A 9,078-nucleotide genomic window follows, 5' to 3' on the forward strand; every position below is an offset into this window, starting at 1 on the left:
CCTGTGGCCGACGGGATGTACTACGACAAGCCGGTGCTGCTGCACCGCGACAAGCACCGTGGACGCAAGGTACTGCCCAGCACCAGTTTCGCTTTCGCGCGCAAGGCCAATTCGCTTTACCTGGCCGGCGTCGAGTTCAACGAGGCGTGCAAGGAGTACGCCATCGTCTTTACCCGCGGCGCCGCGGGCCGCATCGTGCCGGTGGTGATGGTGGGCCTGCGCAGCCACGAGAACCTGTACGTGGACGAACAGGCGCGCTGGCTGGCCAGCTATGTGCCGGCCTTCGTGCGCCGCTATCCCTTTGTGCTGGCGGATCTGCCCGGCCAGGGCCAGGGCGTGTGCATCGACGAGGCTTTTGCCGGGCTGAACGACAGCGAGGGCGAGGCGCTGTTCGACACCCAGGGCCAGGAGACGCCCTTCCTGCGCAACGCGATCGGATTCCTGCAGCAGTACCAGCGCGAGTACCAGCGCACCGAAGCCTTCTGCCAGCGTCTGCTGGAGGCCGGCCTGCTGGTGGAGATGGACGCCAAGGCCAGCCTGGTGGACGGCCGCAGCTTCACCGTGAACGGCCTGATGGTGGTGGACGAGAAGAAGCTGCTGGCCCTGCCCGATGCGGTGGCGCTGTCCTTGTTCCGCTCCGGCGAGCTGCACCTGGTGTCCATGCACCTGATGTCGCTGTCCAACATGCACCGTCTGGTGGACGCGATGGCGCAGCGCAAGACCAGCCTGCAGCCAGCGCCGCGACCGCGCGCCCAGGCCTGACGCTAGCCGTCGACCCGGGTCACGCCGTCGCACACGCCGTTGGTGAACGACAGGGCGATGTGAAAGCCCACCCTGCGCCATTCCAGCACCTCCCGGTTCGGACCGGCCGGGCTGCGGTGGGCCGGAGGGCCGACAAACTGGATGACTTCTTCGACCTGGCGCCCTTCCAGCGTGCCCAGCCGCCGGAACTTGTTCTGCAACCGCACCGACTTGGCGGCGTAGATCAGGGCCAGCAGGATGGAAATGGCCAGCGCGTAGGCAAGCAAGGTGGCGATGGTCGTCATGGCAGCAGATTGGGGCTGCCCAGGGTCAACGGCCTGGGCTGGTGAGGGGACGCGGCGGGACAGGAATGCCCTGCCTTTTCATTGTAGTGGCGGCGTAGTCGGCGCCCTAGGGCTCGGGGCGCCGGCCGCTGCATCTTGCCCGGGCGAATTCGATGCTGCACTGCGTCATTATTGACGGCATGCGCCCGCGCCAGGCGGCCGGGCGAAAACTCGCGGGACCGCGGCGGGAGTTCAGCATGGACGTTCAGGAGCAATTGACGCGCAGCCAGCGCACCAGCACCAAGGTGGCTGCGGTGTTCAACAAGCGCATGCAGGCAGCCAACGAGAAGCTCGCCACGCGCGTGCGCGAGGCTGTCCAGACCGAGGCGGCCGACCCCGCGGCCGCCATCAAGGCCTTGGTGGATGTGCCGGCCTGGTACAGCTATGCCGTCGATGCCTCGCAGCGCTCGCTTTTGTTCTGGGACACGCTGCGCCAGCGTGGCAACAATTTCCTGGACAACACGGCGCAGGGCCTCAAGCCAGTCCTGCACTTCGACTCGGAAACCGTTCTGGATGCCCGCAGCTTCGACCGCCCGGTCAACTATGCGCTGCTGCGCATCACGCCGCCCAAGGGCGTGAAGGTGGACCCGGACAAGCGTCCCTACGTCATCATCGATCCGCGCGCCGGCCATGGCCCCGGCATCGGCGGCTTCAAGGACGACTCGCAGGTCGGCGTGGCTCTGCGCGCAGGCCATCCTGTGTATTTCGTGATCTTCTTTCGCGATCCGCAGCCGGGCCAGACCCTGCTGGACGTCTGCGCCGCCGAACTGGTCTTTGTGCGCAAGGTGCGCGAGCTGCATCCGCGCAGCGACAAGCCCGCCATCATCGGCAATTGCCAGGGCGGCTGGGCGGCGATGATGCTGGCCGCATCGGACCCCGACGACACCGGGCCGATCGTGATCAACGGCGCGCCCATGTCTTACTGGGGCGGCGCCTGGAGTTCCGGCGAGAGCGACAACCCGATGCGCTATGCCGGCGGCATGCTGGGCGGCTCATGGCTGGCTTCGCTGATGGCGGATCTTGGCAACGGCAAGTTCGACGGCGCCCACCTGGTGCAGAACTTCGAGAACCTCAACCCCGCCAACAGCCTCTGGGACAAGTACTACCACCTGTTCGACCAGGCCGACACCGAGCCGCCGCGCTTCCTGGAGTTCGAGCGCTGGTGGGGCGGCTACTACCTGATGAACCGCGAGGAGATCGAGTGGATCACCCGCAACCTCTTCGTCGGCAACAAGCTGTGGAGCGGCGGCGTCAAGAACGCCGCCGGCACGGCTTTTGACCTGCGCGAGATCCGCTCGCCCATCGTGCTGTTTGCTTCCATGGGCGACAACATCACGCCGCCGCAACAGGCCTTCAACTGGGTGGCGGATGTGTATGGCAGCACGGCGGAGGTCAAGGCGCGCGGCCAGGTCATCGTCGGCCTGCTGCACGAGGACATCGGGCATCTGGGCATCTTCGTCTCGGGCAAGGTGGCCAGGAAGGAGCACGCCCAGATCGTTTCTGTGCTCGAAGCCATCGAGGGGCTGCCGCCAGGCCTGTACGGCATGGCCATCACCGAAAGCCGTGACAAGGCTGGCAAGACCGTCTACGAGGTGGAGTTTCATGAGCGCCGGCTGGAGGACATTGCGGCCCATCTGAACCGCTTTGACCGTGCCGACGAGAAGCCCTTCGAGGCGGTGGCCGAGGTCTCTGAGTTCAACCAGCGGGCCTACGAGCTGTTGGCCCGGCCCTTTGTCCAGGCCGTGGCCAACGAGCCCGCCGCCGCCATGCTCAGGGCCTTGCATCCCCTGCGGGTGCAGAACTGGGCGCTGTCGCAGTTCAACCCCTGGATGGCCTGGCTGGAGCCGGCCGCCAGCACCGTGAAGGCGCACCGCCAGGCCGTGGCCCCGGAGCAGCCGCTGCGCCAGGCCGAAACCCGCAATGCCAGCCTGTTCAGTGCCGTCCTCGACCACTACCGGGCCGTTCGGGACGCGATGACCGAGGCGGGCTTCTTCTCGGCCTACGCCCCGCTTGTTGGGCCTGCGCAGGCCGGCGGGCCAGAGCAGTCCACGCCGGCCGATGTGCGCGAGACACCGGTGGTGCGCAATGCCCTGGCCTCGATGGAAAGTGGCGGCTATGTGCAAGCCCTGGCGCGCGTGGCCTTCCTGCTCAAGAGAAAAGGCGAGCCCCTGCCGCTGTCGCGGCTGGAGCTGCAAAAGGAATTGCTGCCCGACTACGCTGCCGACCTGCCGCCCGTGGCGCCGCACGACTGGCGCCGCATCCGCGGTGAGCAGGAGATCCTCGTGCGCGATGCGCCGGACCGCGCGCTGGACACCCTGGCCACGTTGCTGCCCGAGCCCGCCGAGCGCAAGCGGCTGCTGGCCCTGCTGGCTGCGCTCATGGCCGACAAGCGGGTCCAGGCCAGGGCCCCGACGCCGACGCAGAAGGCGATGCTGGAGCGCATCCGCAAGACGCTGGCCGCCAGACGCAGACCGGTCAGCGGGCGCAAGCCGGCGGCAAGCCGCGCCTGAAGAGCGCTGGCAGGCTCAGCCGGCCTGCGTGTCGGCGTCCTGGAGCCAGGCGTCGATCAGGGTGTAGGCCACGGCAAGAATCACCGGCCCGACGAAGATGCCCACCAGCCCGAAACTGAGGATGCCGCCGATGACGCCGGCAAAGATCAGCAGCAAGGGCAGGTCGGCGCCGCGCCGGATCAGCACGGGACGCAGGAAGTTGTCCATGGTGACCACCACCAGCGTCCAGACCAGCATGAAGATGGCCCAGCCGGTGGGGGCTGTCCAGAACATCCAGGCGGTGGCCGGCAGCAGCACCAGGATGGGCCCGATCTGGACGATGCACATGATGAACATCACGGCGGTGAGCAGGCCCGCGAAGGGCACGCCCGCGATCGCCAGGCCTATGCCTCCGGCCAGCGACTGGACGATGGCCGTTACCCCCACGCCCAGCGCCACCCCGCGGATCGCCTTGCTGGCCAGGACGACGGAAGCCTCGCCGCGAGGGCCGCCTATCCTGCGGCCAAAGCGCAGGACCTGGGTGGCGGCCGCCTCGCCCTGCGCGTACATCACGCCCGCGATGACCACGGTCAGCAGGAATTGCAGCGCCAACGCGCCCGCACCGCCGGCTTTCGAGAGCAGCCAACCCGTGAGCTCTCTGGTGTGGGGAAGGATTCTGGCCTCCACGCCTGCCAGGCCGGCGGCAGCGAAATCAGCCCATGCAGCCGCCAGTTTCGGACCCACGAGGGGCAACTGCGCCACCCAGTCGGGCGGTGGCGGCAAGCCCTGGGCCAGCATGGATTTGAACCAATCCACAATCTCGTCGGCGTGGGCGGAAATGGTGAAGACCGCCAGTGTCAGCGGCAGGACAAACAGCAGCAGAAGGATCAGGACCATGGCCAGCACGGCCAGGCTGCGGCGCCGCCACAGGCGGGCCTGGAACCACAGCAAGGCCGGCCAGCTGGCCACCACGATCATGACGGCCCAGATGGTCGCGCCCAGGAAGGGCCGCAGGGTCCAGAGCGAGGCGCCGATCAGCAAGACAATGGTGAGAACGCCAAAAGTGAGCTTGGCAAGGTCTTGGCGCGTCTCTGGCATGAAGCAGTGTCACTTTCTGTGGGTTGCAGGGCCCCGATGGTCCCATGGAAGGCGCTCGCTGCGGCAAACTGTCAGGCGTCAGCTGACCATGCTGGCTCTGCTGCGAAAACAGTGCCAAGGGCAGGCGGCTCTGCCCGCCGCCCTAGGCGGCTGGGCCGGCGGGCCGGCCTACAGTTGAAGCGGTGTTGGCCAGGTCCCCGAGGAAACAAAAAACGCGCACAGACGCTCATCCCACCGTCAGGGGAGGGCGGAGCGTCCCTGTTGCTGCATGTGTGCAGGTTTTTGTTTGCCCCAAGAAGGAGTGCCGTGGCCTCAGCCCATGACAAGTACGAGCGCCTGATCGCGCAGTGCCAGACCATCCCGCCGACGCCCACGGCAGTCGCCCACCCCTGCGATGCCTCCTCCCTGGAAGGGGCGATCGAGGCCACCAGGCTCGGGCTCATCATCCCGCTGCTGGTAGGCCCGCGCGCCCGCATCCAGGCCGCCGCCGACGCATCCGGCATCAATCTGGCGGGCGTCGAGATACTGGACACCCCCCATAGCGAGGCTTCCGCCGCCGCCGCGGTGCAACTGGTGCGCGAAGGCAAGGCGCAGGCGCTGATGAAAGGCAGCCTGCATACCGACGAACTGATGGCGGCCGTGGTCAGGCGCGAGACCGGCCTGCGCACGGCGCGGCGCGTCAGCCACTGCTTTGTCATGGACGTGCCCGGGCACGCGGACCCGCTGATCATTACCGACGCCGCTGTGAACATCGCCCCCACGCTGGAAGAAAAGATGGACATCCTGCAAAACGCGATCGACCTGGCCCATGCGCTTGGCGTTGCGCAGGTGCGCGTTGCCATCCTCTCGGCGATGGAAACCGTCAACCCGAAGGTGCCCTCCACGGTGGAGGCGGCGGCGCTGTGCAAGATGGTGGACCGCCACCAGATCACCGGCGCGCTGGTGGACGGGCCGCTGGCGCTGGACAACGCGATCAACATGGAGGCCGCGCGGATCAAGAACATCGAGTCGCCGGTCGCCGGGCGTGCCAACGTCCTCATGGTGCCCAACCTGGAGGCCGGCAACATGCTCGCCAAGAGCCTGACCTTCCTGGCGGGCGCGGATGCCGCCGGCATCGTGCTGGGGGCCAGAGTGCCTATCATCCTGACCAGCCGGGCCGACACGCTCCTGACCCGTCTGGCATCCTGCGCCGTCGCTGCGCTGGTCGCCCGGGCCCGGCGCGAAGCCACCCCTGTCCTGGTGTAGACCGTGAGCGACGTCGTCCTCGTTCTCAACGCTGGCTCGTCTAGCATCAAGTTCAGCGCCTTCGACGCGGCTGACGCCGGCAATCCCGTGGTTTTGCGCGGCCAGATCGAAGGCCTGTACACGGCGCCGCGCTTCGTCGCCAGGGATGCGCACGGCGCCGTCCTGGGCGCGAAAGACTGGGAGGCAGCGACGCAGCTGGGCCATGCCGGGGCCATCGCCTACCTGGTCGACTTCCTGCGCGAGCACCGGGCCGAGCACAGCATCGTTGCCGTCGGCCACCGCGTCGTCCACGGTGGGCTGGCCTTCAGCCAGGCTGTGCGGGCCGATCCCCAGGTTCTGGCGGCGCTGGCCAAGCTGAGCCCGCTCGCTCCCTTGCACCAGCCGCACAACCTCAAGCCGATCGACATCGTCGCCGGCCTGCACCCGGATCTGCTGCAGGTCGCCTGCTTTGACACCGCCTTCCACCGCGGCCAGCCCGAGGTGGCGCAGGCCTTCGCACTGCCGCCGGCCATCACGGACCGCGGCGTGCGCCGCTATGGCTTTCATGGCCTGTCTTATGAATACATCGCCAGCGTTTTGCCCGGGATCGACCCCCAAGCAGCTGTAGGGCGCACCATCGTCGCCCATCTTGGCAACGGCAGCAGCATGTGCGCCATGGTCAATGGGCGCAGCGTGGCCAGCACGATGGGGTTCACCGCGGTCGACGGGCTGCCCATGGGCACGCGCTGCGGCAACCTGGATCCCGGCGTCATCCTTTATCTGATGGACGAGATGCACATGGATGCACGGGCCATCGAAGACCTGATCTACAAGCAGTCGGGGCTGCTCGGTGTTTCCGGCGTGTCCAGCGACATGCGCACGCTGCTGGCCAGCCCCGACCCGCGGGCCAGGCTGGCGGTGGATCTCTTTGTCTACCGCATCGGCCGCGAGCTCGGATCGCTGGCCGCCGCGGCGGGGGGCATGGACGCCCTGGTGTTCACTGCCGGCGTCGGCGAGAACGCGCCGGCCATCCGCGAGAGCATCTGCCGTGGCGCGGCCTGGCTGGGCGTTGAGCTGGACCCGGCGGCCAATCTGGCGGGCGCGCCGCGCATCAGCACGCTGGCCAGCAAGGTGGCGGTGTGGGTGATCCCCACCAATGAGGAGTTGATGATCGCCCGCCAGACCCTGAAGATTGTGCAAGGAGCCTGATCGTGAGCCTGACCGTCCCGTCGCCCGTCCTGAAAGACGCCAAAGTCCTGATCTGCGGCATCGCCAACGAGCATTCGATTGCCTATGGTTGCGCCAGGGCTTTCCGTGAGCTGGGCGCGGACCTGGCCATCACCTATCTGAACGAGAAGGCCCGCCCGCATGTGGAACCGCTGGCGCGCGACCTGGGTGCGCCGATCTTCCTGCCGCTGGATGTGTCGCAGCCGGGCGAGCTCGAAGCCGTCTTTGCCCACATCGAAAAGACCTGGGGCCGCCTGGACGTCCTGGTGCATTCCATCGCATGGGCGCCCAAGGAGGATCTGCAGGGCGGCCTGCTGGACTGCTCGGCCGAGGGCTTTGCCAAGGCGATGGATGTTTCCTGCCACTCGTTCATCCGCATGGCGCGGCTGGCGGCGCCGCTGATGAAGGATGGTGGCACGATGTTCGCGATGAGCTATTACGGCGCCAACAAGGTGGTGGAGAACTACAACCTGATGGGTCCGGTGAAGGCGGCGCTCGAAGCGTCGGCAAGGTACCTGGCCCATGAACTCGGACCACGGGGCATCCGCGTGCACCCCATCTCGCCGGGGCCGCTGAAAACCCGCGCCGCCTCCGGCCTCAAGGACTTCGACCTGCTGCTGGCCGACGCGGCGCGGCGCGCCCCGATGGGCGAGCTGGTCGACATCATGGACGTGGGATTCACCTGCGCCTTCCTGGCCACGCCCTACGCGCGGCGCCTGTCGGGCCAGACCCTCTATGTGGACGGCGGCGTCAACGTGATGGCCTGACCGATCTTGTGAAAGGAGCTGAACATGAGCCGTTTGATGCTGGCCAACATCGAGCCCGGGACCACCGACGACGAGATCCGGGACTTCCTCGTCAAGTACGGCTTCCCTGTGTTTGACGCGATCGAGCGGGAGGAGGGCGACGGTTCGCGTCCCGCTGCGCTGGTGAGCTTCCTGGCGGTGGACACGACGGCCCTGGGCCAGCTCAAGGAGCGTATCCACGACATCCACTGGAAGAACCGCAGGATCAGTGCGCGCGTTCTCAGTGACCGCTTCGCATGAGCGGTCAGCAAGCCGGACAGCTTCCCCGGACGGTGCAGTTGCGCGATGGGCGCACAGTTCTCATGCGGCGGGTGAACCCCGGCGACAAGAGTGAGTTCGAGGCCGCCTTCGAGCGGCTGTCTTCCAGTTCCCGCTACACGCGCTTTTTTGCGCCTCTGCTCGAATTGCCCGAGCAGATGCTCGAAGCGGCGGCGAACCCGCCTGCAGGCCAGGTGGTGGCCCTGGTGGCGCTAGCGAGCGAGAAGGCGGACGCGGACATTGTGGGCGGCGCCCGCTATGCCCATGTGCCGCCCGCCGGCGAGGCCTGCGAGTTTGCGGTCACTGTCGCGGACGACTGGCAGGGTGCCGGCCTTGCGCGCCATCTGATGCAGACCCTGATCGCGCTGGCGCAAGAGCGCGGACTGCGCCGCATGGAAGGCCATGTGCTGGCCGAGAACACCGGCATGCGCGGCCTGGCCAGCCGCCTGGGCTTCACGGACGTGGCCAGCCCTGAGGAGCACACGCTGCGTCTGGTCACGTTGGATCTGGTCTGACGCTCAAACCATGAAAAAAGCCCCTGACTCTTGCGAATCAGGGGCTTTCAATGGTGCCGGAGAGATGAATCGAACACCCGACCTTCTCATTACGAATGAGCTGCTCTACCGACTGAGCTACACCGGCGAAATTCTCAAGCCCGCGATTATACCGTGCCGTGGTAGCCGGTCAGGCGCTCGACCTCGTTCTTCGAACCCAGGACCACGCTGACGCGCTCGTGCAGCTTGGACGGCTGGATGTCCAGGATGCGCTGCCGGCCGTTGGTGGCGGCGCCGCCGGCCTGCTCCACCAGCCAGGCCATGGGGTTGGCCTCGTACATCAGGCGCAGCTTGCCGGGCTTGTCCGGCTCGCGTTTGTCCCAGGGGTACATGAAGA

The 9,078-nt window shown here is 67.2% G+C and carries 9 protein-coding genes, 1 tRNA gene and 1 pseudogene; 7 read left to right on the top strand and 4 right to left on the bottom strand.

The window, feature by feature from the left end:
• Positions 1-3 precede the first annotated feature (3 nt).
• Positions 4-762, top strand: a complete 759-nt coding sequence (locus Q0632_RS08465; RefSeq protein WP_298927259.1) for a SapC family protein — start codon at positions 4-6, stop codon at positions 760-762.
• 2 nt (positions 763-764) lie between these two features.
• Here Q0632_RS08465 and Q0632_RS08470 read toward each other — a convergent pair whose 3' ends face one another.
• A complete protein-coding gene (locus Q0632_RS08470) occupies positions 765-1,046 on the bottom strand; it encodes a hypothetical protein (RefSeq protein ID WP_298927262.1) in 282 nt (93 codons plus the stop codon).
• 236 nt (positions 1,047-1,282) lie between these two features.
• Between Q0632_RS08470 and Q0632_RS08475 the strand changes: the two genes are divergently transcribed.
• Entirely contained in the window at positions 1,283-3,595 is a 2,313-nt protein-coding gene (locus tag Q0632_RS08475; protein WP_298927265.1) for a DUF3141 domain-containing protein, read from the top strand.
• Positions 3,596-3,610: 15 nt separating this feature from the next.
• Here Q0632_RS08475 and ydiK read toward each other — a convergent pair whose 3' ends face one another.
• Positions 3,611-4,672, bottom strand: a complete 1,062-nt coding sequence (gene ydiK, locus Q0632_RS08480) for an AI-2E family transporter YdiK (RefSeq protein ID WP_298927268.1) — start codon at positions 4,670-4,672, stop codon at positions 3,611-3,613.
• 306 nt (positions 4,673-4,978) lie between these two features.
• On the opposite strand from ydiK, the gene Q0632_RS08485 reads away from it, so the two are divergent.
• The 5 genes from Q0632_RS08485 (at position 4,979) to Q0632_RS08505 (ending at position 8,702) form a co-directional block, all read left to right on the top strand.
• Positions 4,979-5,917 carry a phosphate acetyltransferase gene (locus tag Q0632_RS08485; RefSeq protein WP_298927271.1) on the top strand — a complete coding sequence of 313 codons (939 nt, stop codon included), beginning with the start codon at positions 4,979-4,981 and terminating at the stop codon, positions 5,915-5,917.
• A 3-nt stretch (positions 5,918-5,920) separates the two neighbouring features.
• Complete coding sequence (locus tag Q0632_RS08490) at positions 5,921-7,105, top strand: acetate/propionate family kinase (protein ID WP_298927273.1); 1,185 nt, start codon at positions 5,921-5,923, stop codon at positions 7,103-7,105.
• A gap of 2 nt (positions 7,106-7,107) precedes the next feature.
• On the top strand, positions 7,108-7,890 hold the full coding sequence (gene fabI, locus Q0632_RS08495; RefSeq protein WP_298927275.1) for an enoyl-ACP reductase FabI: 783 nt from the start codon (positions 7,108-7,110) through the stop codon (positions 7,888-7,890).
• 24 nt (positions 7,891-7,914) lie between these two features.
• A complete protein-coding gene (locus Q0632_RS08500; RefSeq protein WP_298927277.1) occupies positions 7,915-8,169 on the top strand; it encodes an RNA-binding protein in 255 nt (84 codons plus the stop codon).
• 62 nt (positions 8,170-8,231) lie between these two features.
• Positions 8,232-8,702, top strand: a complete 471-nt coding sequence (locus Q0632_RS08505; protein ID WP_298927279.1) for a GNAT family N-acetyltransferase — start codon at positions 8,232-8,234, stop codon at positions 8,700-8,702.
• Between the two features lie 51 nt (positions 8,703-8,753).
• Here the strand turns inward: Q0632_RS08505 and Q0632_RS08510 are convergent.
• Positions 8,754-8,829 (bottom strand) — tRNA-Thr (locus Q0632_RS08510).
• Positions 8,830-8,848: 19 nt separating this feature from the next.
• Positions 8,849-9,078 (bottom strand): annotated as a pseudogene (locus Q0632_RS08515) (fructose-bisphosphatase class I); the annotation flags it as partial.

The sequence above is a fragment of the uncultured Ramlibacter sp. genome, from assembly GCF_936925435.1.
GTDB lineage: Bacteria > Pseudomonadota > Gammaproteobacteria > Burkholderiales > Burkholderiaceae_C > Ramlibacter.